A 24,705-nucleotide genomic window follows, 5' to 3' on the forward strand; every position below is an offset into this window, starting at 1 on the left:
GTTGAACTGCGCCGATGTGACATTCGGCGACGAAGGGACGAACGTGCGGTCAGCCGAATGCGGCGCGAGCGCCGGCGATGAGCGGCCGGTCGTCCCGGACGAGTTCGAACGACGCATCACCCGCCTCACCCCACGCCCGCAACGACGGCGCGTCGCCCGGGTAGACCGGTGCGGCGAACCGTCCCTCCAGCCGGACGAGGTCGGCCGGGTGGACGTCCAGCGCCCGCGCGAGTTCCAGCGTGCTCGCGGCGAGGGTGCACAGCCCGTGCATGATCGGCCGGGGCTGCCCGATCCGCTCGGCCGCCGCCGGGTCGATGTGGATGTGGTGCCGGTCGCCGGTCAGCCGGTACAGCGCCGCCTGGTTCGCCGCGGTCTGCAGCACAGTCGTCGAGACCGGTTCCCCCTCGGGCCGAGCCGGTTTCGCGGGACCGCGATCGCCACCGAAACCGCCGGCACCGGGCGCGAACAGCGACCAGGTGGCGACGAAGAACTCGGACTCGACGCGCACCTCGAACACGGCCGCCGAACCCTTGTCCCACACCTCGCCGACCGACGCCGACAACGCGATCTCACCGCGACGCGGAAGCGGCGCGAGCACCGCCAGTTCCTGCGATCCGTGCAGCGCCGTCTTCGTGTCGAAGGCGCCCCGCGACCCCAGTTCGTCCGGCGCCCACTGTGCCAGGGTGAGAGCGAACGTCGGCAGCACCCGCAGACGCTCCTCGAAGACGAGGTCCAGTTCGGTGGCCCGCGCACCCACCGACAGTGCGTACAGGATGGCGTCGCGCTCGTCGTACCTCACGGTGCGGGTGCCGAGGTCGGTCCCTCGCCACGCTCCTGCCGTCGTGCGCTCGGTTGTCGTCATGATCAGTCCTCTCTGCCCAGGATCAGGCCGCTGGTGGGCACGGCGGTGCCCGCGGTCACCAGCACGTTGCCGATGCCGTCCGGTTGGGTGGTCGACGTTCCCCGGATCAGGCGAACCGCCTCGGCGATCCCGTTGACGCCGTGCAGATAGGCCTCGCCGATCTGGCCGCCGTGGGTGTTCGCCGGGAGTCGGCCGCCGACCTCGAGGTTGCCGTCCCGGATGAAGTCCTTCGCCTCGCCCGGGTCGCAGAACCCGAGTTCCTCGAGTTGCGGGAGGACGAGCGGAGTGAAGTGGTCGTAGAGGATCGCCGCGGAGACGTCGTCGGGCGTGAGACCGCTCTGCCGGTAGAGTTGCCTGCCCACGAGGCCCATTTCGGGTATTCCGGTGATGTCGGGCCGGTAGTAACTGGCCATCATGTGCTGGTCCTTGCCCGAGCCCTGCGCGGCGGCCTTGACGATCGCCGGGATGGTGCGGAGGTCCTTGGCGCGTTCGGCAGAGACGACGACGAGGGCCTGACCGCCGTCGGTTTCCTGGCAGCAGTCCAGTAGGTGCAGCGGTTCGGCGATCCACCGCGACTTCTGGTGGTCGTCGAGGGTGATGGGCCGCCCGCGGAACCAGGCGGCGGGGTTGTCGGCGGCGTGCTTGCGTGCGACGACCGCGACCCGGCCGAAGTCCTCACTCGTGGCGCCGTACCGATGCATGTACCGGCGGGCGAACATCGCCACCCACTGGGCGGGCGTCGACAGTCCCTGCGGGGTCAGCCAGGCGTACGCCGCCCGGTCCGCGGTGCTGTCCATCGGGCGGTCGTGCTGCCCGAGTCCGTAACGCACACCGGACCGTTCGTTGAACGCGCGGTAGCAGACGACGACGTCCGCGATGCCGGTGGCGACGGCCATCGCCGCCTGCTGAACGGTGGCGCACGCGGCGCCGCCGCCGTAACCGATGCGGGAGAAGAACTTCAGTTCACCGATGCCCGTGTTGCGGGCGACGAGCACCTCCCCGTTCGTCTCCGCGGTGTACGTGGACAGTCCGTCGACCTCGGACGGGTCGATACCCGCGTCGGCGAGTGCGGCGACGATCGCCTCGCACGCCAGTTGCAGTTCGCTTCGTCCCGAGTGCTTGGAGAATTCGGTGGCGCCGATGCCGACGATGGCGGCGGCGCCCGACAGGGGGCTGGTCACAGGTCTCCTCGTCCAGGCCAGGCGACGACGACGGTGCCGGTGGCGTGGTCACCGAGGCTGTTCGCGCCGCGGATCTTCACGGTCACGAGGCCGTCGTCCTTCGCGACCACCTCACCGGTCAGGGTCATCGCGTCGCCGGGGTAGTTGGGGGCACCGAGCTTCACCGCGATCCGGCGCAGCGACGCGTGCGCGCCCGCCCAGTCGGTGACGAACCGCCCCACCAGCCCGTTGGTGGTGAGGATGTTCATGAACACGTCCTTCGACCCCCGCTCCACCGCCAGCGCCGGGTCGTGGTGGACGTCCTGGAAGTCGCGGGTGGCGAGGGCGGTGGCGACGATCAGGGTGCGGGTCAGCGGAATCACCAGCTCCGGCAGCCGGTCGCCGATCGTGACGGCGTCGTAGGTCGTGGCGCCGACGGTCGCGGTCATGCGACCACCTCGACCCCGGCCGCCAGCTGCGCGCCCAGACGTGCCAGGTCAGAGCCGGCTCCGCCGAGGGTGGCGGCGAGCTGTTTGCCCCACAGCAGGTGCCGGTGCACCGGGTAGTCGGTGTCGACGCCGATTCCGCCGTGCAGGTGCTGGGTGCGGTGGACGACCCGCTGCCCGCCGTCGGTCGCCCACCATTTCGCAACCAGCACAGCGGTTCCCGGATCTTCCCCGCTCGCGAGGAGCCACACGGCCTGCCACAGCGTCACCCGCATGGCCTCGAGGTCGATGTAGCAGTCCGCGAGCTGATGGGTGACGGCCTGGAACGTCGCAAGCGGGCGGCCGAACTGGGTGCGCCCGTTGAGGTACGTGACGGCCTGACGCACCGCGCCCTCCCCGACGCCCAGTTGCAGGGCGGCGACCGCCAGTTCCGCCCGTTCGATCAGCCACCGCACCGCGCTACCGTCCGCGGGGCCGACCGGTTCCGCGGGCGCCGCGTCGAACGTGATGTTCGCGCAGATCTCGTGGGTGGTCGACTCCGCCTGCTGCGCCGTCACGCCCGCGGCCCCCGGGCGCACCAGGAACAGCGCCGGACCACTGTCGGTGGCCGCGGAGACGAGGAGGCGTTCGGCCAGGTGCGCCACGGGTACCGCGGCCTTGGCGCCATGCACCTGCCACCGGCCGTCCACCTCGCGTGCCGTCGTCGCCGGATCGCCCGCGACGTACGGTCCGAACTCCTCGAGCCCGACCGTGAGGATCAGGCCGCCGTCGGCCGCCGCGGGGACCAGCGCGGCGCGTTGGTCCGGCGTCCCGAACTCGGCGATCGCGAGCGCGCCCAGCGCGTGTGGCCACAACGGAACTGGCGCCACGGTCCGGCCCTGCTCCTCGAGCAGGACGTACAGTTCGGCGAGTCCCATGCCGCCGCCGCCGAGGTTCTCGGGCAGGGCGATGCCGAGCAGCCCGGTGGTGGCCAGTTCGCGCCACAGTTCCCGGTCGATCCGGTCGGCGCTCGATTCGACGTCCTTGATCCGCTCGGGTCGCGACGTGGCAGCGAACACGTCCGCGGCCAGTCCGCGCACCGCTTCCTGCTCCTCGCCGAATATGAAATCCATCAGTGGTCCTCCGATGCAGCGGGCCGGAACGCGGGAAGTGTGAGTTCCGGGTCGGCGTCGATCCAGTCCAGTTCCACGGGCATTCCGATGTGCACGTGACCGGGTTCGACGCCTGTCATGTTGGCGATCAGGCGGGTGCCTTCCTCGAGTTCGATCACCGCGACGATCAGTGGGTAGTCGAAGGCATCGATCTTCGGGTGGTGATTGACGACGAACGTGTAGACGGTGCCCCGCCCCGACGCGTCGACGGTGTCCCACTCGGTGGAGCGGCACTCCCCGCACATCGGCCCGGTCGGGTGCCGCAGCACACCGCAGCTCGTGCACCGCTGAATGACGAGGCGGTGCTCGCGTGCGGCCGCGAACCAGAAGGCGTTGTCGTCGTTGAGAGCGGGCCGCGGGCGAAGCGGGCGCGGGGCCGGACGTTCGGCAGGCCGGAATCGGAGTGTCCGCCACCGCTGGGTTCCGACGATCTCGCCGTCGCCGTTGCGGTACGTCTTGAGGGTGGTGACGAAATGTCCGGCGCCGAGACCGGTCTGCTTCTCCGCGGAGACGGACTCGACCACCTCGGTCGTGCTCACCCGGTCGCCGGGGCGCAGTTCGGCGAAGTATTCCTGGTCGGAATCGGTGGCGACGACGGACGTGAATCCCGCCTCGTCGAGTGTGGCGATCAGTTCCGTCCAGACCGGTGACGGGTCGGCGCCGGACATCTTGTCGGCGAATGTGCGCATCGTCCACACCTGCAGCATCTGGGCGGGTGCGACGGCGCCGCCGCGGCCGGTGGCGCGCGCGGCGTCGTCGTCGAGGTAGACCGGGCTCGTGTCGCCCATCGCCTCGGCCCAGTGCCGGATCATGGGCGTGTTCACCGGGTCGGGACCCCAGGTGGCCGGGACGATCGTCCGTCCCTCGAAGGCGCGGAGCCGGGTGAGGAGTTCGCTCATTTCACCCTCGTCTCGCGGGCGAGTCCGAGGCCGAGGGTGCCGACCATGTCGCGGAGCACCTCGTTGACGCCGCCGCCAAACGTGTTCACCACGCTTTGACGCGAGATCTGTTCGATCTGGCCGGCGAGGATCGCGCCCGGCGAACCCGGACGCAGCCGTCCGGCGGCACCGAGGATCCCGAGCAGCGTGCGATAGACGTCGACGTGGGTTTCGGTGCCGTAGGTCTTGGTGGCGCCGGCGTCGGCCCCCGACAACGCATCCCGCGCTACCGCGGCGGTCATCTTCCAGTTCAGTAGTCGCATCGCCTCGAGCTTCGCGTGCGTGCGCGCGAAGTCCATCTGCACCCACGGAATGTCGAGTGCCCCGTTCTGCCCGGCCCAGTCGAGGACCTGGTGCCACAGGCCGAGCGTGCGGCCGCCGAGCGCGGCGAGCCCGATGCGTTCGTGATTGAGCTGCGCGGTGATCAGCTGCCAGCCACCGTCGACGTCGCCCACGACGTCCTGATCGCCGACCCGGATCCCGCTGTAGTAGGTCGACGTGACCGTCAGCCCGCCCACGGTGTGGATCGGTGACCAGCTGAAGCCGGGATCGTCGGTGGGAACGATGAGGATCGAGATGCCCTTGTGCTTGGGGGCATTCGCATCGGTGCGGCACGCCAGCCACACGTAGTCGGCCGTGTTGGCGCCACTGGTGAAGATCTTGTTGCCGTCGACCACCCACGTGTCCCCGTCGCGCACGGCCCGGGTCTGCAGCGAGGCGAGGTCGGTGCCGGCCTCCGGTTCGGTGTACCCGATGGCGAAGACGATGTCGCCGGCCAGGATGCCGGGAAGGAACCGCGCCTTCTGCTCCTCGGTGCCGTACTTCATCAGGGTGGGGCCGACCGTGTTGACGGTGACGAACGGGAACGGCAGTCCGACGCGTTGCACCTCGTCGAAGAACACGAACTGGTCTTCGATCGACCGTCCCTGCCCGCCGTACTCCACCGGCCAGCCGACACCCAGCCAGCCGTCCTTGCCCAGCAGCCGCACGATGTCGCGGAAGTGTTCTCCGCCCACACCCTCCTCACCCGCGATCCGCCGCGTCTCCTCCGGCAGCAGCGCCGCGAAGTAGGCGCGCAACTCCCGCCGGAGTTCCCGTTGCCCGGGCGATTCCCTCACATCCATCGGCGTTCTCCTCAAACCTGTGCGTGGCTGTCGCCACGGGTGTTCTGGACGCTAACCAGCACTCCCACGCCTCGGTGCCGATGTCTCGGTCAGCGGGAGGCGGCTGTCGCCGATGCCGCACGTCCGCTGGAATGGTGGAATGGCCACCGGATTCGCTCTCACCGAACTCACCGCCCGCTATGCGCGGGCCGTCGACCGGCGCGAGGCGGCAACGCTCGCGGCGTTGTTCGACTCCGACGCGACGTTCGTCCTCCCGCCCGCGTTGACGGGCACCGGCGCGGCAACGGAACTCCGCGGCAGCGGCGTGCTCGCGTCCGCCGTCGTGGACGCGGTCTCGCATCTGCAGTCCACCCGGCACGTCGTGCACCAGCAGGTGATCGACGTGGACGGGTCGACGGCGTCGGGCGAGACGTACTGCACGGCGCACCACGTCTATGCCGGCCGAAACGGATTCCGCGACAACCGGATCGCGTTGCGCTACCACGATCGGTACGTGCTCGGCGACACCGGCTGGCAGTTCTCCCGGCGCGAACTGATCGTCGACTTCAGCGAGGACCTGCCGGTCACCGTGCCGGACTGAGGCCCAACCGGGCCGAGCAGGCGGCCATCTCGTCGATGACCTGGCCGAGGGACTGCGCGTGCCGGGACGCCGACAGCACGAGCCGATTCGCGCCCAGGTCCCGGGACCGGTCGAGTGTGGCCTCGTCGAGCCGCGGCAGCGTGGCACCCAGCACGAGGTCGACGTCGGCGGGATCGCGGCCGGCGTCCGCTGCCGCCGCCCGCATCCGGGAAATCGCGCGGTCCAGGTCGTCGCCGGCCAGGCCGAGCGGCTGGAACCCGTCGCCGAGCCGCCCTGCCCGCCGTGCGGCCGCCGGGCTGTGTCCGCCGATGAAGAGCGGCACTCCCGAATCCCGGTGGGGTTTGGGCCAGCTCTGGGCGCCGCGGAAGGAGAAGTGTTCACCCGCGAAGTCGACCGCGCCGGTACCCGACCACAGCGCCCGCATCACCGCGATCGCCTCGTCGGCGACCGCGCCGCGCCGGTCGAAGTCGCCGCCGCAGGCCTCGATCTCCTCGCGCATCCAGCCGAGACCGAGGCAGATGCGGAGACGCCCCGCGGACAGCCGGTCCAGGGTGGCGAGACGCTTCGCCAGCACCACCGGGTGGTGGTTGGGCAGCACCAGCACTCCCGTCGCGAGTCCCAGGGTCGTCGTGGCGCCGGCGACGAACGACAGCAGTTCCAGCGGGTCCGGCAGGCTGCAGTCGTCGGGCAGGTGCGACTTGCCGGTGGGCGAGTACGGATATTCGCTCGCCGTGTCCGCGATGACGACCGAATGCTCGACGGCGGAGATCTCGTCGAATCCGAGTGATTCGGCGGCCCTCGCGAATTCGAGTATCCATTCGGGCTCGCCCGCCCGTCCCAGCTCTACGGGAACCACCACACCCAGTTTCATGTCACCCTCACCGTCGCACGTGCAGGAATCGTTGCCGGCCGTGCGTGTGGAACTCCTGCTCCAGCGCGGCCTTCTCACTGTCGGTCATCTCGTGGTACTCGGGAACACCGCGTCCCACCCACCGGAAGACCGGATCGTCGCACCGCCAGCGCTGTTCCTGCAGCGTTCGTTTGAGCACCTTGTTCGATCCCGTCACCGGCAGGTCCGTCGACACCCGGACGAAGCGCGGTGCAGCCTTCGTACCGAGGTCGTCCTGGCTGGAAAGGAACGCGGCGAACTCCGCCGGATCGAAATCGGTCGGATCCGACACCTCGACGGCGGCCATCACCTGATCGCCCGACCGCGGGTCGGGGACGGCGAACACGCCGGTGGCGACCACTTTCGGGTGGCGGCGCAGAATCCGTTCCACCATCAACGCCGAGGTGTTCTCCCCGTCCACGCGGATCCAGTCGCCCTTGCGGCCGGCGAAGTAGATGAAGCCGGCCTCGTCGACGTACCCGAGGTCGCCCGTCCAGTACCAGCCGTGCCGGATGCGGTCCGCGATCGCGTCCTCGTTCTTGTAGTAGCCCTCGAATCGCGCCGCGCCGGCCTTGTCGACCATTTCGCCGATCGCCTCGTCCGGGTTGAGTACGCGACCGTGCTCGTCGAGCCGCGCCCGGGCCTTTTCCGCGCGGGTGTCGGGGTCGACGATGACGATGTTCTCGTTCGCGGGTCTGCCGAGCGCGCCCTCGGGGGCGTCGGGGTCGAGCGTCACCGAACCGGCGCCTTCGCTCGAGCCGTACCCTTCGTACAGTTCGGCGCCGAACCGGCGGACGAATTCGGTCTTGTCCTCCGGGGACGCCTCGGTCCCGAAACCGCGGACGAGCGTGTTGTCACGGTCGTCGGGTTGCTCGGGTGTGGCCATCAGGTACGCCAGCGCCTTGCCGACGTAGGTGAAGAACGTGGCGCCGAAGAACCGGACGTCGGGCAGGAATCCGGACGCGGAGAACTTGCGCGGCAGGCAGACGGTGGCGCCGTTGGCGAGTGCGGGCGCCCACAGCGCCATCAGCGCGTTGCCGTGGAACAGCGGCATGCAGCAGTAGTCGACGTCCTCGCGCACGTGCCCGTACTTGACGGTGTTGGCGTACGCCAGCCGGGCGAGCCGGCCCTGACTGCACCGCACCGCTTTCGACGTGCCGGTGGTGCCGGACGTGAACAGCAGAAGGAACAGCGTCGACGCGTCGATCCCGGGATCCCAGGCCGGACTCTCGACAGCGTGGGACGCGACGCGTTCGGTGTAGGCCGGATCGTCGACCAGCAGAAACCGGTCGTCGGACAGCCCGAGGTCGAGACCGGCGAGCTGCGCCTTCCCCGCGGTGTCCGTGACGATCAGCTGGCAGTCGACGTACCGGATCTCGGCCTCGAGTTCCGCGCCGCGGCGGGTCGGATTGATGCCGACGATCGTGGCGCCGGCGAGCGCGGCGCCGCCCAGCCAGAACAGGAACTCGGGGGTGTTCTCGAGCAGGACTCCGACGTGGAACGGTCCGTCGCGCCGCAACGAGGACGCGACGGCCCCGCGGGCCGCACTCTCGCGCACCACCTCGTCCCAGGTCCAATCCTGTTCCCTGGTTCGGACTCCCAGCCTGTCGTCACCCAGCCGGTCGAGCAGCATCTCGGCGATCGTGGTGCGTTCCAACTCCATCTCTCCTGTCGACACGGTATGCACGCTCACGGCACGCGGAGCACGCAGTGGGTGCCACCGTAGATCGCCGTCATGCACTTGTTGCAGTGAATGCACAGACCGGGGTTGTGGGTCTCGTCCGTGATCCGGTTGACGAGGTCGGGTTCCCGCAGGAGTGCCCGTGCGACGGCCACGAACTGGAATCCTTCCGCCATCGCGAGGTCCATGGTCGCCTTGCCGGTGATGCCGCCGAGCAGGACGAGCGGCATCGTCACGGCGGCTCTGATCTGGCGGGCGTCCTCGAGGAGGTAGGCGTCGCGGTAGGGGTATTCCTTCAGGAAGTGCCTGCCGACCAACCGGATTCCCAGTTTCGTCGGCTGCGGCATGACGGCGGCGAACTCACGGAGCGGCGCGTCGCCCTTGAACAGGTACATCGGATTCAGCAGCGAACTGCCCGCGGTGAGCTCGAGCGCGTCCAGCGAACCGTCCCGTTCGAGCCACCGCGCCACCTGGATGGCCTCGTCCACCCAGAAGCCCCCGGGCACACCGTCGTCCATGTTCAGCTTGGCGAGGATCGCGATCCTGTCCCCCACCGCGTCGCGTACGGCGCGGGCGGTCTCGAGCGCGAACCGGGCACGGTTCGCCAAGGATCCGCCGTACTCGTCCGTGCGCTTGTTGACCTTCGGGCTGAGAAACGAGCTGATCAGGTAGTTGTGGCCGAAATGGATCTCCACGGCGTCGAACCCCGCCTCCACCGCGCGGCGAGCCGCGTTGGCGTGTGCCTCGACGATCCGGGCGATATCCGCCGTGGAGGCCGGCTTGGAGAAGTTCTGGGTCGTCATCCGGAACGCGCGGGACGGGCCCAACGCCGGGGATCCGATGTACTTCGCGGCCGCGACCGGTCCCGCGTGGCCGATCTGCGCCGACACTGCGGCACCCTCCGCGTGGATGGCGTCGGTCAGCTTCCGCAGACCCGGCATCGTCTCGTCGGTCCATTGGATCTGGCCGGGCGACGTGCGACCGTCCGCGGCGACCGCGCAGTACGCGACGGTCGTCATGCCCACGCCTCCGGCGGCGGGCTGCCGATGGAATTCGATGAGCTCGTCGGTGACCAGACCCTTCGGGGTCAGGCCCTCGTACGTCGCTGCCTTGATCACACGATTGCGCAGGGTGATCGGCCCGAGTGTGGCCGGGGCGAGCGGATCGACCTTCACTGTGGGCGGGTCGAGATCTATCGTCATATGAGTTCCTCCAGCTGCGATTCGCTGTCGAACGTAACGGCGCCGGGATGTCACGGATCGCGGCAGTCTCGCTGAGTGGTAACCACGTCCGGGCGCCCGTCACGGCGTGCCATCTTGTGTCGGTACGAGTGCCCGAGGACGAAAGGTCGCCCCGATGACTGCCCCTACAGATCCACAGTTGCACCTGGATCAGGTGATGTCCCGTCTCACCGGACCCGGTGGCCGGTTCGAACTCGTCGAGGAGCCGGTGCTCGGCACCCGGATGCCGGTGATGAAGAACCGTGGGCGGTCGGTGGGCGAACTCCTCATCACGTCGCTCCGGTGGGGCGACCGCGACTACCTCGTGACCGCCGACCGCCGCATGTCCTACACCGAGCACGCCGCCGCGGTCGCGTCCCTGGCGACGGCGCTGCGCGAGGACTACGGCGTCCGGAAGGGTGACCGCGTCGCGATCCTGGCCGCGAACACCCCCGAGTGGGTGGTCGCGTTCTGGGCCACGCAGGTGCTCGGCGCCATCAGCGTCGGGTTGAACGGCTGGTGGGTTCCGCGGGAGGTCGAGTACGGACTGACGCACAGTCGCCCCACTGTGGTGGTCGCCGACGCGAAGCGCGCCGAGACGCTCGCCGCGGTCGGCACCGACCTCCCGGTCCTCACGATGGAGGAGGATCTGCCCGCGCTCTTCGCGCGGTACGCAGGGTCCCCGATGCCGCACACCGACGTCGACGAGGACGATCCCGCCGCCATCCTCTACACCAGCGGCACGAGCGGCAGACCCAAGGGAGCGTTGCACTCTCAGCGCAACATTCTGGCCGTCGTCGACTACCACCGGTTCAGCGATGCCGTGGTCGGCGAGTTCAGTGGACGCCCTGTCGATCCGGCGGTGCCGAGTCCGCTTCGCTACCTCCTGACCTCTCCCCTGTTCCATGTCGCGAGCCTGCACAATCTGGTGGTTCCGCGGCTCGCGACGGGCGGCGCGGTCGTCATGCACCAGGGTGGATTCGACGTGGACGCCGTGCTCCGACTCGTCGAGCGGGAACGGGTCACCAATTGGGGAGCGGTGCCCACGATGGCGTCCCGCCTGGTCGAGCACGACGACCTCGACAAGTACGACCTGTCGTCGCTCACGTCGTTCTCGCTGGCGTCCGCGCCGTCGTCGGTAGCGTTCAAGGAACGGCTGCGCCAGAAGGTGCCGTTCGCGCGCAACGCCCTCGTGGACAGTTACGGACTCACCGAGTGCAGTACCGCGATCGCCGTCGCCACCGCCCCCGAACTCGAACAGTTCCCGGGCACCCTGGGCCGTCCGATCATCACGGTGAGCATGGAGATCCGCGATCCGTACGGGGAGTGGCTGCCCGACGGCGTGGAGGGTGAAGTGTGTGTGCGCAGCCCGTTCGTGATGCTCGGCTACTGGGAGGACGAGGCCGCCACCGCTGCAGCGATCGCCCCGGGCCGATGGCTCCGGACCGGCGACTACGGACTCGTCGAGAACGGTCGCCTCCGGCTGACCGGACGTCGCTCGGATCTGATCCTGCGCGGCGGGGAGAACGTGTATCCCACCGAGATCGAGCAGTGCCTCGACGAACACCCCGATGTGCTCGAGTGCGCGGTGATCGGGACGCCCCACGAGGATCTGGGTCAGGAGGTGGCGGCCGTCGTGGTGTTGCGACCGGGTGCCGCGGCCACCGAGGCGGAACTGCGCGAGTACGCCGCGGATCGCCTGTCGTATTTCAAGGTCCCGACCCGCTGGCGGATCACCACGGACCTGTTGCCCCGCAACGCGACCGGCAAGATGGTCCGCCGGGACATCACCGTCTGACACCGGCAGCTGAGCGCCGAATGTCACAGTGGTGCAGTCGAACTGCACCACTGTGACATTCGGCGAACACAAACCGCGAACCTCAGCGAATGAGGTTGCCGAGGTCGACGGGAATCTGCGCCCCGGTGATGTATTTCGCCTCGTCGGAACACACCCACGCGACGACGGCAGCGACGTCCTCCGGCTGGGTGATGCGGTAGGGCAGCGAATTCTGGTAGATGGAGCCGAGCGTCGACGCGTACCGGGCGATGAGCGGGTGCAGGTCGCGCACCTTCATGCCGGTGTCCACGCCCGCCGGGTGCACCGTGTTGACGCGGATGCGGTGCTCCCCGAGTTCGTTCGCCATCGTCTTGGCGAGCCCGGTGATGCCGTGCTTGGTGGCAACGTAGTGGCCGGTGAACGGCGTGCCCTTCAACCCGGACACCGAACTGGTGAAGACGACGGCGCCGCCCTCCCCCTGTTCGATCAGATACGGAACCGCCGCCTTCGCGGTGTGGAACGTCCCCGTGAGGTTGACGTCGACCGTCTCCTGCCACTGCTCGGCGGTGATCTCCCACGACAACGCCCCCGAACAGATGCCCGCGTTCGCGATCACGACGTCGAGGCGGCCCAACTGCTCGATGCCGTCCGCGAGGGCCCGCGAGAGATCGTCGAAGTCGCGCACGTCCGCGGTGGCGGAGACGATCCGCCGCCCGGTGGACTCGACGAGCCGGACCGTCTCGGCCAGGTCGTCCTGGGTCGCGCCGGGATAGGCGGTGGACGCGAATTCGGTGCAGGCATCGATCGCGATGACGTCGGCGCCCTCGGACGCGAACCGGACGGCCTCGGCGCGGCCCTGCCCGCGCGCCGCGCCGGTGACGAAGACGACCTTGTTCTCGAAACGGCCGGGTGACGTCATTCTCTGCTCCTGATCGGGGTCATCGTGGGCGGGGCACGGTCTTGTCGACGAACAGTCCCTCGACCGAGACGCACACCTGGCCGTCCGCGGTCCGAATGTCACCGACGGTGGTGATCTTGCGGCCGTCGACCGACATCAGCTTCCCGGTCAGGGTGAGCGGTTCGAACAGCGGCGTCGGGCGGTGGTAGCGGGTGCTCAACTGCGCTGTCATGCCGGCTTTTCCACCCCAGGCGTTGGCGACGCCGAGGACGTGGTCGAGCAGGAGCGCGGACACGCCGCCGTGGACGTGCCCGGGCGGCCCCTGGTACGGGATGGTCAGTGTGACGGTGCCCCGGACCGATCCGTCGGACAGCCCCTCGAGGACCACGGGCGGTGCAAGCGCGTTCTCGGGTCCGGTGACGGGATCGTGCCGGGTGACGCCCTCCCCGTTCCACATGTCGATCAGCCGCTCGGCGACGGCGGGCGCGTGTTCCTCGAGGTGCCCGGCGATGCTGTTCAGCTCTTCCGCGACGCGGTCGAGGTTGGCGTTGCCGCGATCGGTCCGCAGCAGCGCGTCGACCACGCGCCGGGCGGCCTCGGTCGCCCGGTCGACGGCGGAACCGTCAGGCGGTGACGTCAGCACCGTCCCCGACGGGCTGTTCTCGAACGTGGGGTGCGTACCGACGCTCATCCGCTCACCTCCATCGTCGCCTGGGTCAGCACCGGTTGCCCGGCACGGTCGGGGCACGTCGCGCGCAGGGTCAGCCGGTCGCCGTCGTGCCAGACCGCGGTCTCGACGGTCTCGCCCGGGTACAGCGAGCCCGCAAACCGCACCGCGTAGTGGCGCAGTCGCGTGGGATCGCCGTCCAGCATTCCGTCGACGACGGCCTTGCACACCACACCGTACGACGCGAGCCCGTGCAGGATCGGCCTTTCGAACCCGGCCGCGGCCGCGAATTCGGGGTCCGCGTGCAGCGGGTTGAGGTCGCCGCTGAGCCGGTAGAGCAGGGCCTGCGCCGTCCCGGTGCGCGACACCAGCACCGTGTCGGGTTCGCGGTCCGGCACCGTGGCCACCGACTCGGGTCCCGGGGAGCCGCCGAACCCGCCCTCATCGCGGGCCCAGATCTGCATCCCCGTGGTCCACAGCGGGTTCCCGCCCGAGTCGGTGGCCGTCTGTTCGAGCACGATGACGGCAGCCTTGCCCTTGTCCCACACGTCGGTCACCCGCGAGGACACCCGGGCCTCACCCGACGGAGGAATCGGCGCGTGCACGGTGAGCGACTGTCCGCCGTGAAGGATCTTGCGCAGGTCGATGTCGATGCCGGGCAGGCTCAGCCCGGCAGCCGGTGCGTCGCCGGCCGAGATCCCCTGCCCCGCGACGAGCGCGAACGTCGGCAGCACCTGCAAGTCCTTTTCGTACACCCAGCACAGTTCCCCGGGGTCCTGTGCGTTCTCGCCGGCACCGAGGCCGAGGTGGTAGAGAATCACGTCGCGCTCGGTCCACGACACGTCGCGTACGGACGGTTCCACGGTCAGCGCGGCCTCCACGTCGATCGCCATGCCAGGTCACGCTCCCTTTCCGGGCTCGGGGTCGCGGGGCAGACCCAGCAGTCGTTCGCCGATGATGTTGAGCTGGACGTTGGTGGTGCCGCCCGCGATCGACATGCACTGCGAGTTCAGGAACATCTGCGTGCCGGACGTGCGGGGCTGGTCGCCGAGCAAGGCGCGCGGTCCGGCCCAGTCCATCGCCACCTCCCACACCTGCTGGATGTGTTCGACACCGAGCAGTTTCGCGACCGACGACTCGGCGCCCGGTTGCCCGCCCGCGATCGATCGCAAAGTGGTGCGCAGCCCCATCAGGCCGCCGGACTGTGCGTCGCAGAGGACCTTGCCGAGCACGGTCAGCTGTTCGTCGTCGATGCCGCCGGGCAGTTCGCCTGCCAGGGTCAGCAGAGCCTCGCCGCCGGAGCCCAGGGAGGAGTCGTGCGACAGCGACACCCGCTCGTTGGCGAGGGTCGTCCGGGCGAGCTTCCAGCCGTCGCCCGGTTCGCCCACCAGGAGTTCGTCCGGGACGAACACGTTGTCGAAGAACACCTCGTTGAACAGGGCCTCGCCGGTGATCTCGCGCAGCGGCCGGATGTCGAGACCGTTGCTGCCCGACATGTCGATCAGGAAGTACGACAGTCCCTTGTGTTTGGGCACCGAGCCGTCCGTGCGGGCGAGGCAGATGCCCCAGTCCGCGTCCCGGGCCATCGACGTCCACACCTTCTGCCCCTGCAGCATCCAGCCGCCGTCCACCTTGGTGGCCCTGGTGGTCAGGCCGGCGAGGTCCGATCCGGCGCCGGGTTCGGAGAACAGCTGGCACCAGACGAAGTCGCCGCGCAATGAGGGGGGCACGAAGCGCTGCAACAGTTCTTCGCTGCCGTGCGCGATGAGCGTGGGCACCACCCAGTTGCCGATGATCATGTCGTGGGGCTTCAGCGCGGCCGCGCGCAGTTCCTCCGCGATCACGAGTTGTTCCACGGCTCCTGCTCCCCTGCCCCACGGTGCGGGCAGGTGCGGTGCGGTGTAGCCCTTCTCGGCCAGGTACGTCCTGCGCTCCGCCTCACCCATCGCGGCCGCGGGCGCGAGTTCCGCGAGAACGTCGGCGCGGATGCTCTCGGCGTCCGGAGGTAGGTCGATGCCGAGCACCCGGCGGGCACCGCCCAGGGTCGCGCGGGCAACGCGCCGCCGCCACGATGTGGTGGACCCGAGCAGGATCCGCAGCGATTGCGCTCGGCGCAGGTACAGGTGGGCGTCGTGTTCCCAGGTGTAGCCGATGCCGCCGAGCACCTGGATGCAGTCCTTGGTGACGGAGAACGCAGCGTCGAGTGCGGTGGCCCCGGCGACCGCGGCCGCGAGTGATGCCTCCGCCGCACTGCAGCGCGGCTCAGCCGTCGCGGCCCTGGCACTGCTTCCGGGATTCATCGCACGGGCCGCGTCCCACGCGCACACGCGGGCCTGCTCCGCGACGCTGAGCATGCGGGCCACCCGGTGCTTCACCCCCTGGAACTGGCCGATCGGGCGGCCGAACTGCTGGCGCACCTTGGCGTAGTCGGCGGCGGTGGTAACCGCCCAGTCGGCGACACCCGACGCCTCGGCGGCGAACAAGGTGGCCGCGAGATCGAGGACGCGTTGCGAATCGATCTGCAGCACATCGGCTTCGGCGATCGACAGTCCGTTCGCCGCCGCGGTCGCGTTGCGGCGCGCCACGTCGTGGCTGGGCAGGTCGGTGACGTCGAGCCGGTCGCGGGCGACCACCACGAAGACGGTCTCGTCGCCATCGGTTGCCGCGAGCAGGAACAGGTCGCCCACCTGCCCGCCGAGGACGTACCCGGACTCACCGTCCAGCGTCACCACTCCGCCGTCCCGGACGAGACGCAGCGAGCCCGGCTGCAGGGCCACCGCGCCGAGGGTCGAACCGTCGGCCAGCCCGGAGAGCTCACCCGTACGCCCGGACTCGTTCAGGACGGCACCGAGCAGCACGGTCGGGAGGAAGGGACCGGGTAGCAGGACCCGGCCGAGTTCCTCGGTGACCACTGCCAGTTCCACCAGCCCGCACCCCGCCCCGCCCACATCCTCGGGCAGGTGGAGTCCCAGTACGCCCAGGTCCGCCAACGACTTCCAGAACAGCGGTCGTTGCTCGGTCTTGGCCTCGACGGCCTCCCGGAGCACGGCCGGGGTCACGGTCCGCGTGGCCCAGCCCCGCACCGAGTCGCGCAGGTCGCGCTCTTCTTCGGTCAATCCCATTGTCATGTCGGCCTCGTCGATCGTTCGGGGTCAGATGCGTTCGATGATGGTTGCGGTGGACAGCGCGCCACCGGCGCACATCGTGACCAGCGCGGTGGAGGTGTCGGAGCGCTCCAGTTCGTGCAGGGCGGTCGTGATCAGCCGGGCCCCGGTGGAGCCCACCGGATGTCCGAGTGCGATGGCGCCGCCGTTGACGTTCACCTTCGACATGTCGGCCCCGTGGACCTGCGCCCACGACAGCACGACGGACGCGAACGCCTCGTTGATCTCGACGAGATCGATGTCGCCCAAAGACATTCCAGCGCGTTCGAGGACCATGCGCGTCGACTCGATCGGCCCGTCGAGGTGGTAGTACGGGTCGGAGCCGACCATCCCGGACGCGACGATCCTCGCGCGCGGCCGCAATCCGAGTTCGCGGGCACGGCCGCCGTCCATGAGCAGGACAGCGGCGGCGCCGTCGCTGATCTGGGACGAGTTGCCCGCGGTGTGGACGTGGCCGTCGATCACGGGCTTCAGGGCCGACAGGGCCTCCGCCGTCGTCTCGCGCAGTCCCCCGTCCCGGGTGACCACCGCGAGTTCACCGGTGGGTGTGCCGGACTTGTCCACGACGGGAGCGGTGACGGGAACGATCTCGCGGTCGAACCGTCCGTCCGCCCAGGCCTGGGCGGCGCGTCGTTGCGACTCGAGGCCGAACGCGTCGACGTCGCCGCGCCCGAGTCCGCGCAGTTCGGCGATGCGCTGGGCGGACGTGAACTGGTCGCCCATGTCGATCGACCAGTCGTCCGGGTACGGGTTGCCGGTCTCCGGTGTGACGGCCTGGCCGAGGAACACCCGGCTCATCGCCTCGACACCGCATCCGATTCCGGCGGAGATCTGGCCGGACGCGATGAGACCCGCCACGACGTGCACGGCCTGCTGGGACGACCCGCAGGCGCAGTCGAGCGACGTGGCCGCCGTCGCGTACGGCAGTCCCGCGTGCAGCCATGCCTGCCGGGTCACGTTGTTGGACTGCTCACCGGCCTGGGTGACGCATCCGCCGACAATCTGCCCGATGTCCGCCGGGGCGACACCGGCACGTTCGAGGACACCCCGCTGTGCGGCGCCGAGCAGTGCGGCGGGGTGTAGTCCGGACAGTGCCCCGCGCCGGCGCCCGATCGGTGTCCGTGCCGCGTCGACGATGACGGCGTTGCCCATGTTCCGCTCCTTGGGTTCTTCTGGCTCACGGACGCGTCCGCGGCTCATTTCTGAAATGTATTCTATTTTTGAGGAGACATCAATGCCCTTTGCCGTGCGAAATAGTTCTCCGCGCAGCTCAGAGGCCAGGAATGAATTTCACCTCGATCTCGACGGTGAGGCCGCCCCACGCCGGCGGGCTGTCAGCGATGCGACAGATTGACCAGCAGCAGGTCACACGCCCTACGGATGTCGGACTCGGCATCGGGAATCGAGACCCGGCCGTTGAGGCAGGACTGGATGACGCCGAACCACAACTGCACCAGCAGGCGCAGCGCCGTGAGGTCTTCCTCCGTGGGATGTTCGATCCCGGCGGCGTCCAGCATGATCTGCCGGAATGCCCGGTCGACCTTCCCCGCGTCCGGCACGGACGCGACGTTGGCGGTGCTCGTGGACTGGATCATCGCGGTGGACAGTGCGGGCCGCCGCAGCAGGCCGCGGGTGGCGCGGACGAGCACGTTGTACACCGCATCCTGCGGCGATTCGCCGGGGGGCGCGCTCTTCTTGAACCCGACACCCATCCGGTCGATCTGGTCGACCATCACGGCGACGAACAGATGCGTCTTCGACGGAAAATACCGGTACAGCGTCCCGATCGCGACGCCGGCCCGTTTGGCCACCTCGTGCATCTGGACTCGAGCGAGTTCCTTCTCGGTGGCCAGTTCGATCGCGGCCTCGAGCATACGGACGTGGCGTGCCCGCTGTTCCTCCGAACTCGGTTCGGCAGCGTCCCGCACTTCGGCGATTCTCGGCACCCTCGATCCCCCTTCACTCCGCACACAGCCCCGGATCCGGTGTCGATTCTCGCATTGGATCGGGAAAGCATCGAATTCCGTCCGGTGAGTGGGACCGCGCGTGCCGCAGGTCGCCCGGATGCGATTGCGTGAACCCCACGACTGGACCGCCAGTCTCCACAGACCATCAACGGAGGAAACGACGATGCAGGACTGGACAACCGAGTGCGACGTGCTGGTGGTCGGTTCGGGGGGCGGCGCGCTGACCGGCGCCTACACGGCCGCTTCGCAGGGTTCGCGCACCCTCGTCCTCGAGAAGACCCCACTGTTCGGCGGCACGTCCGCGTACTCCGGCGCCGCGGTGTGGCTGCCGGGCACCGCCGTGCAGGAGCGCGCCGGCATCGGCGACTCCACGGACAAGGCGCGCACGTACCTGCGCGCAGTGGTGGGCGACGAGGAGATCGACCGTCAGGAGGCGTACGTCGCCACGGCGCCCGAGGTCGTCGACCTTCTCGAACGCGATCCCCACATCGAGTTCGAGTGGCGCGCGTTCCCCGACTACTACAAGGCCCCCGGCCGGATGGACTACGGTCGCGCGATCAACCCGCTCGACCTGCCGGGCGACGAGGTCGGGGACCTGCGTGAGGTCATCCGGCCCGAGGCCGACGTCGACCGGGCTGGGAAACCGCATCCCGAGGGAACGCTGAACGGTGGCCGCGCCCTGATCGGCCGCCTTCTCATGGCTCTGCACGGCACCGGGCACGCGGAACTGCGCACCGAAACCGCCGCGCGCTCGCTGATCGTCGAGGACGGACGGGTCGTCGGCGTCGAGGCGACGAACGCCGCCGGTGAGACCGTCCGGATCCGGGCGACGCGCGGCGTGCTGCTCGCGGCAGGCGGGATCGAGGGCAACGCGGCGCTGCGCACCGAGAACGGAACACCGGGCCGGGCGGACTGGAGCATGGGCCCGCGCGGCGCGAACACCGGCGACCTGCTCCGGGCGGCGGTGGACATCGGTGCCGACACCGCACTCCTCGACGAGGCGTGGTGGTGCCCCGGGGTCGAACTTCCGGACGGCTCCGGCGCTTTCATGGTGGGCGTGCGCGGCGGCATTCTCGTCGACACGTCCGGAGAGCGGTACCTCAACGAGTCGCTGCCGTACGACCAGTTCGGTCGAGCGATGATCGAGCACGGCAGCAGCAGTTCGTATCTCGTGTTCGACTCGAAGGAGGGCGGGCCCGTGTTGCCTGCCATCTCCATTCCGAACATCTCCGCCGAGAGGCATCACGCGGCGGGCACCTGGGTCTCGGCCGACACGATCGAGGAACTCGCGGAGAAGATCGGCGTCCCCGCAGACGCTCTGCGCCGCACCGTCGAACAGTTCAACGACTTCGCCAAGCACGGCGTCGACGAGGCCTTCCACCGGGGAGAGGACCCGTACGACAACTTCTTCTGCCCGCCGGGCACGGGTGCGGACGCGCCACCGAACCCGGCACTGAGCCCGGTGTCGCAGGGTCCGTTCCACGCGGCCCGCATCGTGCTCAGCGATCTCGGCACCAAGGGCGGGGTCCGGACCGACGCCGACGCCCGCGTCCTGCGCGCCGACGGCACGCCCATCGACGGACTGTATGCGGCGGGCAACACCAGCGCATCGCTCAGCGGCCGGTTCTACCCCGGTCCCGGAGTGCCGCTCGGCACCGCGATGGTCTTCTCCTACCGGGCAGTTCAGCACATGCGGAACTGACTACACGAGGTTGTCCTCCACCGGGAGCCCGAACGCGCCCCTGCCGAACAGGGCGAGGGCGCGTTCGGGCTCGTTGGCCACGTGCACGCTGCCCGCGTGGGCGTCGCGCCACGACCGTTCGATCGCGTTGCCGCGCGACAGCGAACTCCCGCCGGCGGTCTTGAACAGCAGGTCGATCGCGTCGAGGGCTCGCTCGGTCGCGCGAACCTGATCGCGGCGCACCCGCAGGCGCAGACCCATGGGGAGTTCCTCCCCGGCCTCGGCCAGTTCCCACAGTTCACGCACGTTGCGATCCATCTGCAGTATCGCGGCGTCGATCTCGGACGACGCCCGGGCCACCGCGACCTGGGCGAACTGGTCGTCGACGAATCTTCCGCCACCGAGGCTGAGCCGCACGCGTTCCCGCATGAACGTCAGATAGCGTTCGTAGCACCCGGCGACGATGCCGACCCCGGGCGCCGCGACGGCGGTCGTGAAGAGCGTGGCGAACGGCAGCCGGTACAGCGGTCCCCGGTTCACCTTCTGTCCGGGTCCGCGCAGTTGCGCCGTCTCGTAGTTCCTCTTGATCCGGTAGTCGGGAACGAACACGTCCTCGGCACTGATCTCGTTGCTGGCCGTGCCGCGCATCCCCACCACGTCCCACACGTCGTGGATGCGGTAGTCCGACCGCGGCACCAGCGCGGTCATGAAATCGACCGGGCGGCCAGCAGTCCCGACCACCATCGCGCCGAGCAGCGCCCACGACGCGTGCTCGCAGCCCGAGGAGAAATGCCAGTCCCCCGTCAGCCGGTAACCGCCCTCGACCGGAACGAGCCGCCCGACGGGTGCGTAGGCGGACGACACGAGCACCGAATCGTCGTGGCCCCACACGTCCCGCTGCGCCCGGTCGTCGAACAGCGCCAGGTGCCACGGGTGCACCCCAAGCACGGACGCCAGCCAGCCCGTCGAGCCGCACACACCGGACACGGCGCGCACCACTTCGTAGAAGTGCACCGGATCGCCTTCCGTGCCGCCGTACCGCCTGGGCTGCAGCATCTTGAACATTCCGGCGTCGCCGAGCTCACGGATCACCTGTTCGGATACCCGCCGCGACTCGTCGACCTTGTCCGCGCGTTCCGCGATCATCGGCAGCAGGCCGCGGACCGATCTCAGGACCTCGTTCGTCATCTGTCGGAGGGTAGGGCGATCACACCCGTGCGTGGATGTGCGTCTCGCTCAACGGGAAACACCTCCCCACAGCCCGGTCCCGTCCAGTGAGACCACGCGATGCGCGCCGTCCACGCTGACTTAGCGTGCAGGGCACCGCACAAGCCCAGGAGAGGACGGGACGCATCGTGACCACCCAACAGTCCGGGACAGTCGAGGTACGCGAAATCGACGCGGGCGCAGCGCCCACCCGATTCGCCCGTGGATGGCACTGCATCGGATTGTCCGAGGCATTCCGGGACGGCAAGCCCCATTCCATCGAAGCGTTCGGAACCAAGCTCGTCGTCTTCGCCGACGGTGCGGGCGATCTCGCCGTGCTCGACGGCTACTGCCGGCACATGGGCGGCGACCTCAGCCAGGGCACGGTTAAGGGCGACGAGGTGGCGTGCCCGTTCCACGACTGGCGGTGGGGAAGCAACGGCCGGTGCAAGAAGATTCCGTACGCGCGCCGGGTTCCGCCGCTCGCCCGGACCCGGTCGTGGCACGCACTCGACCAGGACGGGATGTTGTTCGTGTGGAACGATCCGGAGGGCAATCCGCCGCCCGCGGACGTCGCGATTCCCCGCATCGACGGCGCTCTCGACGACGGGTGGACGGACTGGGTCTGGTACCGGACCACGGTCGACACCAACTGCCGCGAGGTGGTCGACAACATCGTCGACATGGCGCACTTCTTCTACGTGCACTACTCGTTCCCCACCTACTTCAAGAACGTCTTCGAGGGCCACGTCGCCAGCCAGTTCATGCGCGGCCAGGCCCGCGACGACATGCGCCCGCACGCGTCGGGTCAGCCCCGCATGCTCGGAAGCCGCTCGGATGCGACGTATTTCGGTCCGTCGTTCATGGTCGACGACCTGACGTACCGCTACGAGACACACGACGTCGACTCCGTGCTGATCAACTGCCACTACCCCGTCAGTGCCGACAAGTTCGTGCTGCAGTACGGCATCATCGTCAAGAAGTCGAAGGAACTCGACGGCGACGCGGCCACCGAGATGGCGAAGAATTTCGGCACGTTCATCGCGAAGGGTTTCGAGCAGGACATCGAGATCTGGAAGAACAAGACCCGCATCGAGAATCCGCTGCTGTGCGAGGAGGACGGCCCGGTCTACCAGCTGCGACGGTGGTACGAGCAGTTCTACGTCGACGTCGACGCGGTCACCCCGCAGATGACCGACCGGTTCGAGTTCGAACTCGACACCACCCGCCCCGTGGAGTCGTGGAAGAGGGAAGTCGAAGAGAACCTCGCACGAAAGGCGCGCGAAGCCGATGCAACCGCTGCAGTGCACTGAGTGCGGCGCGAGCGTGCTGGTCCAGAAGAACAGCTGGGAACACACTTCCGTTCAGTGGGACGACGCAGCCCGCGCCCGGTGCCGCGAGATCGGCAGCGCCGGACCGGGGGGCCCCGGCGCTCCCCGGAAAGGATGTTCGGCGCTGACGGCGTCGATCACCCGAGCCGCGGAGGCGGGCGTCGTCCCGGTGCGCGATCCCGACCCCGTCCCGACCCCCACCGTCGCCCACTGAACGATTTTCGGAAGGACACAACATGATCGACACCGAGCACTACGGTCCGTGGGCCGTGATAGCGGGCGGCTCCGAGGGTGTGGGCGCGAGTTTCGCCGAGGAACTGGGCCGCGCGGGGATCAACCTCGTGCTGATCGCCCGCAAGCCCGGGCCGCTCGAGGAGACCGCGGCCACGGTCCGCGCCCACGGCGTCCTGGTGCGCACACTCGCGCTCGATCTCCTTGATCCGGACGCCCTCGACCGGATCCGCACGGCCACCGACGACGTCGAGGTCGGGTTGCTGATCTTCAACGCCGGAGCCAACAGTTACGGACACGAGTTCGTCAGCGGAGACCTCACCGGCTTCCAGCGCGTCATCGACCTGAACATCACCTCGCAGCTGCACCTTTCGCAGCATTTCGCCGCGAGGATGAAGGACCGCGGCCACGGTGGCATCGTGCTGGTCGGTTCGCTGGCCGGGTACCTGGGTTCGGAAGACCAGAGCATCTACGCCGCATCCAAGGCGTTCGGCCGGATCTTCGCGGAAAGCCTCTGGCTCGAACTCGCGCCGTTCAGCGTCCACGTGGTCGAACTGGTCCTCGGCGTCACCCGCACGCCGGCGATGGTCCGGGCGGGCCTGAACTTCGATCTTCCCGGAATGAACGTCGCCGAACCCGAAGACGTTGCCCGTGAGGGGCTCGCGCACATCGCCGACGGGCCGGTCTGGGTGGCGGGCGGCAACTACGACGCGGCGCGCAAACGCAGTGGTTTCCCCCGCGACGCACTCGTGCGCGGGGCAGCCGAGGGTATGCGGAACCTTCTGGGCCGCCGGTAGCCGCGGACGTCAGAGGGTGGTGACGAGTCCGCCGTCGATCACGAAATCGGAGCCCGTCACATTGCCCGCCCGGTCGCTCGCGAGGAAGACGACGAGATCCGCCACCTCGTCCGGGCGGGTGAACCGGCCCGTGACCGCCTGCTCCGCGACACGCTCCGCCACTGCCTCCGGGTCGCCACCTGCGGCCCGCGCCACCGTGGCGGCGACCCCGTCGTCGCCGAGCCAGAGGGCGGTCGACACCGGGCCGGGGCTGACGGTGTTCACCCGAATACCCAACGGTCCCACCTCTTTCGACAGGGCCTTCGAGAAGTTGGTGAGCGCGGCCTTGGACGCGCAGTAGTCGATGACGGTGGGGTCGGGCAGGAAACTGTTGACCGAACTCGTGGTCACAATGCTTCCCCTGCCCGCCGCGATCATCGTGGGCAGGGCGGCGCGGATCGTCCGCACCGCCGACATCAGGTTGAGATTCATCGTCGTGATCCAGTCTTCGTCGGTCACGTCGAGGAAACCGGTCAGTCTGGGGTGGGCGGCGCCGACGTTGTTGACGACGATGCCGAGACTGCCCCGAGCAGTGGCGGCGGCGACGAGTTCGCCCGGACCGGTGGGGGTCGACAGGTCGACGTGCACCGCGTCCACCGTTCCGCCGCGGACGAGTTCTTCCAGTTCGGGGCTGGGCGAACGCGCCCCCGCCACCACGAACGCGCCTTCCGCGGCGAGCGCGCGGGTGATGGCGAGCCCGATTCCCTTGCTGGCTCCGGTGACCACGGCGACGGTGCCACGTAAGGCGAGATCCACGGGGTTCCTCCTGACGACGGCGGAGCGTGCACAGACGAGCGGAACGTCCCCCTCCGATCACGCTAGCCGAAATGGTGCCGACCGCGCTGCGGGCGAGTAATCTCAGCGACGAAGGGCCAGGCCACGGCGTTGCTCTCGTA

The 24,705-nt window shown here is 69.2% G+C and carries 23 protein-coding genes; 6 read left to right on the forward strand and 17 right to left on the reverse strand.

The window, feature by feature from the left end:
• Positions 1-49: 49 nt before the first annotated feature.
• From ACNJ7E_RS37050 to ACNJ7E_RS37075, 6 genes are read right to left on the reverse strand one after another with little or no spacing between them, the layout of a single operon-like run.
• The gene (locus ACNJ7E_RS37050) at positions 50-862 is read right to left on the reverse strand and encodes a MaoC/PaaZ C-terminal domain-containing protein (protein ID WP_418342182.1); all 813 of its coding nucleotides are present in this window, start codon (positions 860-862) and stop codon (positions 50-52) included.
• Positions 863-864: 2 nt separating this feature from the next.
• The gene (locus tag ACNJ7E_RS37055) at positions 865-2,043 is read right to left on the reverse strand and encodes a lipid-transfer protein (protein ID WP_418342183.1); all 1,179 of its coding nucleotides are present in this window, start codon (positions 2,041-2,043) and stop codon (positions 865-867) included.
• Positions 2,040-2,471, reverse strand: coding sequence for a MaoC family dehydratase (locus tag ACNJ7E_RS37060; RefSeq protein WP_418342184.1), 432 nt, complete (start codon positions 2,469-2,471; stop codon positions 2,040-2,042). Before ACNJ7E_RS37060 ends, ACNJ7E_RS37055 begins: the two co-directional genes overlap by 4 nt.
• Complete coding sequence (locus tag ACNJ7E_RS37065; RefSeq protein WP_418342185.1) at positions 2,468-3,580, reverse strand: acyl-CoA dehydrogenase family protein; 1,113 nt, start codon at positions 3,578-3,580, stop codon at positions 2,468-2,470. Before ACNJ7E_RS37065 ends, ACNJ7E_RS37060 begins: the two co-directional genes overlap by 4 nt.
• Entirely contained in the window at positions 3,580-4,518 is a 939-nt protein-coding gene (locus tag ACNJ7E_RS37070; protein ID WP_418342186.1) for a bifunctional MaoC family dehydratase N-terminal/OB-fold nucleic acid binding domain-containing protein, read from the reverse strand. The genes ACNJ7E_RS37065 and ACNJ7E_RS37070 overlap by 1 nt, the downstream gene beginning before the upstream one ends.
• A complete protein-coding gene (locus tag ACNJ7E_RS37075) occupies positions 4,515-5,681 on the reverse strand; it encodes an acyl-CoA dehydrogenase family protein (protein ID WP_418342187.1) in 1,167 nt (388 codons plus the stop codon). Before ACNJ7E_RS37075 ends, ACNJ7E_RS37070 begins: the two co-directional genes overlap by 4 nt.
• A 139-nt stretch (positions 5,682-5,820) precedes the next feature.
• On the opposite strand from ACNJ7E_RS37075, the gene ACNJ7E_RS37080 reads away from it, so the two are divergent.
• Positions 5,821-6,261 (forward strand): nuclear transport factor 2 family protein, encoded by a 441-nt coding sequence (locus tag ACNJ7E_RS37080; RefSeq protein WP_280781509.1) that lies wholly within the window; start codon positions 5,821-5,823, stop codon positions 6,259-6,261.
• Here ACNJ7E_RS37080 and ACNJ7E_RS37085 read toward each other — a convergent pair.
• Genes ACNJ7E_RS37085 through ACNJ7E_RS37095 form a run of 3 tightly spaced genes read right to left on the reverse strand, consistent with a single transcriptional unit; the run spans position 6,245 to position 10,033 of the window.
• On the reverse strand, positions 6,245-7,132 hold the full coding sequence (locus ACNJ7E_RS37085) for an LLM class F420-dependent oxidoreductase (protein WP_280781508.1): 888 nt from the start codon (positions 7,130-7,132) through the stop codon (positions 6,245-6,247). The two genes, ACNJ7E_RS37080 and ACNJ7E_RS37085, sit on opposite strands and share 17 nt — an antisense overlap.
• A gap of 7 nt (positions 7,133-7,139) precedes the next feature.
• Entirely contained in the window at positions 7,140-8,813 is a 1,674-nt protein-coding gene (gene casI, locus ACNJ7E_RS37090; protein ID WP_418342254.1) for a steroid-22-oyl-CoA synthetase, read from the reverse strand.
• Between the two features lie 26 nt (positions 8,814-8,839).
• Positions 8,840-10,033 carry an NADH:flavin oxidoreductase gene (locus ACNJ7E_RS37095; RefSeq protein ID WP_418342188.1) on the reverse strand — a complete coding sequence of 398 codons (1,194 nt, stop codon included), beginning with the start codon at positions 10,031-10,033 and terminating at the stop codon, positions 8,840-8,842.
• Positions 10,034-10,187: 154 nt separating this feature from the next.
• Between ACNJ7E_RS37095 and casG the strand changes: the two genes are divergently transcribed.
• Positions 10,188-11,849 carry a steroid-24-oyl-CoA synthetase gene (casG, locus tag ACNJ7E_RS37100; protein WP_418342189.1) on the forward strand — a complete coding sequence of 554 codons (1,662 nt, stop codon included), beginning with the start codon at positions 10,188-10,190 and terminating at the stop codon, positions 11,847-11,849.
• Between the two features lie 82 nt (positions 11,850-11,931).
• Here casG and ACNJ7E_RS37105 read toward each other — a convergent pair whose 3' ends face one another.
• From ACNJ7E_RS37105 to ACNJ7E_RS37130, 6 genes are all read right to left on the reverse strand, one after another.
• Positions 11,932-12,747, reverse strand: a complete 816-nt coding sequence (locus ACNJ7E_RS37105; protein ID WP_418342190.1) for a mycofactocin-coupled SDR family oxidoreductase — start codon at positions 12,745-12,747, stop codon at positions 11,932-11,934.
• A gap of 19 nt (positions 12,748-12,766) precedes the next feature.
• Positions 12,767-13,417: a PaaI family thioesterase gene (locus ACNJ7E_RS37110; RefSeq protein ID WP_283352465.1), complete on the reverse strand. Its 651-nt coding sequence runs from the start codon at positions 13,415-13,417 to the stop codon at positions 12,767-12,769.
• On the reverse strand, positions 13,414-14,286 hold the full coding sequence (locus tag ACNJ7E_RS37115) for a MaoC/PaaZ C-terminal domain-containing protein (protein WP_418342191.1): 873 nt from the start codon (positions 14,284-14,286) through the stop codon (positions 13,414-13,416). Before ACNJ7E_RS37115 ends, ACNJ7E_RS37110 begins: the two co-directional genes overlap by 4 nt.
• 6 nt (positions 14,287-14,292) lie before the next feature.
• Positions 14,293-16,521 carry an acyl-CoA dehydrogenase family protein gene (locus tag ACNJ7E_RS37120; RefSeq protein ID WP_418342192.1) on the reverse strand — a complete coding sequence of 743 codons (2,229 nt, stop codon included), beginning with the start codon at positions 16,519-16,521 and terminating at the stop codon, positions 14,293-14,295.
• A gap of 24 nt (positions 16,522-16,545) precedes the next feature.
• Positions 16,546-17,709, reverse strand: coding sequence for a steroid 3-ketoacyl-CoA thiolase (locus ACNJ7E_RS37125; RefSeq protein ID WP_283331383.1), 1,164 nt, complete (start codon positions 17,707-17,709; stop codon positions 16,546-16,548).
• A gap of 182 nt (positions 17,710-17,891) precedes the next feature.
• Entirely contained in the window at positions 17,892-18,503 is a 612-nt protein-coding gene (locus ACNJ7E_RS37130) for a TetR/AcrR family transcriptional regulator (RefSeq protein ID WP_011597920.1), read from the reverse strand.
• 184 nt (positions 18,504-18,687) lie between these two features.
• On the opposite strand from ACNJ7E_RS37130, the gene ACNJ7E_RS37135 reads away from it, so the two are divergent.
• Positions 18,688-20,226, forward strand: a complete 1,539-nt coding sequence (locus ACNJ7E_RS37135; RefSeq protein ID WP_418342193.1) for an FAD-dependent oxidoreductase — start codon at positions 18,688-18,690, stop codon at positions 20,224-20,226.
• On the opposite strand, the gene hsaA is transcribed toward ACNJ7E_RS37135, so the two are convergent.
• Complete coding sequence (hsaA, locus tag ACNJ7E_RS37140) at positions 20,227-21,393, reverse strand: 3-hydroxy-9,10-secoandrosta-1,3,5(10)-triene-9,17-dione monooxygenase oxygenase subunit (RefSeq protein WP_280781500.1); 1,167 nt, start codon at positions 21,391-21,393, stop codon at positions 20,227-20,229.
• 167 nt (positions 21,394-21,560) lie between these two features.
• Here hsaA and ACNJ7E_RS37145 point away from each other — a divergent pair, with 167 nt between their 5' ends.
• From ACNJ7E_RS37145 to ACNJ7E_RS37155, 3 genes are read left to right on the forward strand one after another with little or no spacing between them, the layout of a single operon-like run.
• Entirely contained in the window at positions 21,561-22,724 is a 1,164-nt protein-coding gene (locus tag ACNJ7E_RS37145; protein WP_418342194.1) for a 3-ketosteroid-9-alpha-monooxygenase, oxygenase component, read from the forward strand.
• The gene (locus tag ACNJ7E_RS37150) at positions 22,702-22,956 is read left to right on the forward strand and encodes a hypothetical protein (RefSeq protein WP_280781498.1); all 255 of its coding nucleotides are present in this window, start codon (positions 22,702-22,704) and stop codon (positions 22,954-22,956) included. The genes ACNJ7E_RS37145 and ACNJ7E_RS37150 overlap by 23 nt, the downstream gene beginning before the upstream one ends.
• Before the next feature lie 22 nt (positions 22,957-22,978).
• Positions 22,979-23,770, forward strand: coding sequence for an SDR family NAD(P)-dependent oxidoreductase (locus ACNJ7E_RS37155; protein ID WP_280781497.1), 792 nt, complete (start codon positions 22,979-22,981; stop codon positions 23,768-23,770).
• Positions 23,771-23,779: 9 nt separating this feature from the next.
• Here the strand turns inward: ACNJ7E_RS37155 and ACNJ7E_RS37160 are convergent, their stop codons facing one another.
• Positions 23,780-24,565, reverse strand: a complete 786-nt coding sequence (locus ACNJ7E_RS37160) for an SDR family NAD(P)-dependent oxidoreductase (RefSeq protein ID WP_280781496.1) — start codon at positions 24,563-24,565, stop codon at positions 23,780-23,782.
• Positions 24,566-24,705: the final 140 nt, after the last annotated feature.

This window comes from Rhodococcus mengyinensis, from assembly GCF_048381435.1.
GTDB classification, from domain to species: domain Bacteria; phylum Actinomycetota; class Actinomycetes; order Mycobacteriales; family Mycobacteriaceae; genus Rhodococcus_F; species Rhodococcus_F opacus_D.

What these genes read in the sequence shown, in the direction of transcription:
- ACNJ7E_RS37050 (WP_418342182.1), bottom strand. Translation starts at nt 862, where the DNA reads ATGACGACAACCGAGCGCACGACGGCAGGAGCGTGGCGAGGGACCGAC.
- ACNJ7E_RS37060 (WP_418342184.1), bottom strand. Translation starts at nt 2,471, where the DNA reads ATGACCGCGACCGTCGGCGCCACGACCTACGACGCCGTCACGATCGGC.
- ACNJ7E_RS37065 (WP_418342185.1), bottom strand. Translation starts at nt 3,580, where the DNA reads ATGGATTTCATATTCGGCGAGGAGCAGGAAGCGGTGCGCGGACTGGCC.
- ACNJ7E_RS37070 (WP_418342186.1), bottom strand. Translation starts at nt 4,518, where the DNA reads ATGAGCGAACTCCTCACCCGGCTCCGCGCCTTCGAGGGACGGACGATC.
- ACNJ7E_RS37075 (WP_418342187.1), bottom strand. Translation starts at nt 5,681, where the DNA reads ATGGATGTGAGGGAATCGCCCGGGCAACGGGAACTCCGGCGGGAGTTG.
- ACNJ7E_RS37080 (WP_280781509.1), top strand. Translation starts at nt 5,821, where the DNA reads ATGGCCACCGGATTCGCTCTCACCGAACTCACCGCCCGCTATGCGCGG.
- ACNJ7E_RS37085 (WP_280781508.1), bottom strand. Translation starts at nt 7,132, where the DNA reads ATGAAACTGGGTGTGGTGGTTCCCGTAGAGCTGGGACGGGCGGGCGAG.
- casI (WP_418342254.1), bottom strand. Translation starts at nt 8,813, where the DNA reads ATGGAGTTGGAACGCACCACGATCGCCGAGATGCTGCTCGACCGGCTG.
- ACNJ7E_RS37095 (WP_418342188.1), bottom strand. Translation starts at nt 10,033, where the DNA reads ATGACGATAGATCTCGACCCGCCCACAGTGAAGGTCGATCCGCTCGCC.
- casG (WP_418342189.1), top strand. Translation starts at nt 10,188, where the DNA reads ATGACTGCCCCTACAGATCCACAGTTGCACCTGGATCAGGTGATGTCC.
- ACNJ7E_RS37105 (WP_418342190.1), bottom strand. Translation starts at nt 12,747, where the DNA reads ATGACGTCACCCGGCCGTTTCGAGAACAAGGTCGTCTTCGTCACCGGC.
- ACNJ7E_RS37110 (WP_283352465.1), bottom strand. Translation starts at nt 13,417, where the DNA reads ATGAGCGTCGGTACGCACCCCACGTTCGAGAACAGCCCGTCGGGGACG.
- ACNJ7E_RS37115 (WP_418342191.1), bottom strand. Translation starts at nt 14,286, where the DNA reads ATGGCGATCGACGTGGAGGCCGCGCTGACCGTGGAACCGTCCGTACGC.
- ACNJ7E_RS37120 (WP_418342192.1), bottom strand. Translation starts at nt 16,521, where the DNA reads ATGACAATGGGATTGACCGAAGAAGAGCGCGACCTGCGCGACTCGGTG.
- ACNJ7E_RS37125 (WP_283331383.1), bottom strand. Translation starts at nt 17,709, where the DNA reads ATGGGCAACGCCGTCATCGTCGACGCGGCACGGACACCGATCGGGCGC.
- ACNJ7E_RS37135 (WP_418342193.1), top strand. Translation starts at nt 18,688, where the DNA reads ATGCAGGACTGGACAACCGAGTGCGACGTGCTGGTGGTCGGTTCGGGG.
- hsaA (WP_280781500.1), bottom strand. Translation starts at nt 21,393, where the DNA reads ATGACGAACGAGGTCCTGAGATCGGTCCGCGGCCTGCTGCCGATGATC.
- ACNJ7E_RS37150 (WP_280781498.1), top strand. Translation starts at nt 22,702, where the DNA reads ATGCAACCGCTGCAGTGCACTGAGTGCGGCGCGAGCGTGCTGGTCCAG.
- ACNJ7E_RS37155 (WP_280781497.1), top strand. Translation starts at nt 22,979, where the DNA reads ATGATCGACACCGAGCACTACGGTCCGTGGGCCGTGATAGCGGGCGGC.